The sequence below is a fragment of the Phocaeicola sp. HCN-40430 genome, assembly GCF_037890285.1.
Taxonomy (GTDB): Bacteria; Bacteroidota; Bacteroidia; order Bacteroidales; family Bacteroidaceae; genus Phocaeicola; species Phocaeicola acetigenes.
On the sequence record NZ_JBBKBS010000085.1, the window covers coordinates 1 to 432 of the forward strand.

1 protein-coding gene is annotated in these 432 nt (G+C 47.2%); it reads right to left on the minus strand.

The genetic code is table 11. The features are described from left to right. Positions 1 to 432: polysaccharide biosynthesis/export family protein (locus WKU26_RS12705; protein WP_340322323.1), on the minus strand; the 432-nt coding region annotated here is incomplete at both ends.

Sequence of the window (432 nt, forward strand, 5' to 3'; positions counted from 1 at the left end):
TTTTGCAATATTTACAATCAAGCTGGCAATGGATACCAGGATAGAAGTAGCCGAAATGGCAATGGTGGTGGTGTTACCGATTTCGGAGTTCTTGGCCTTGGTTTTATTGGGGGTGACATACAGGATGTCGTTCTGCTGCAGGTAGAAGTAGGGAGAAAGCACGATGTCGGACTTGGTAAGGTCGAGCATCACAATCTCACGTTTACCCTGTGCATCTTCGCGAATCAGCTTTACATTGTCTCGTACTCCGTATACGGTCATGTCGCCTGCCATGGCAAGGGCTTCGAGTACATTGACTTTTTCGTTGGATACAGTGAAGGTACCCGGCCGGGTAACTTCTCCCAATACGGATATTTTATAGTTGGCCATGCGTACGGTGACGATGGGAGTTTCTTTTAAGTAGGGTTTCAAGCCTTCTCGTATGAGGGTTTC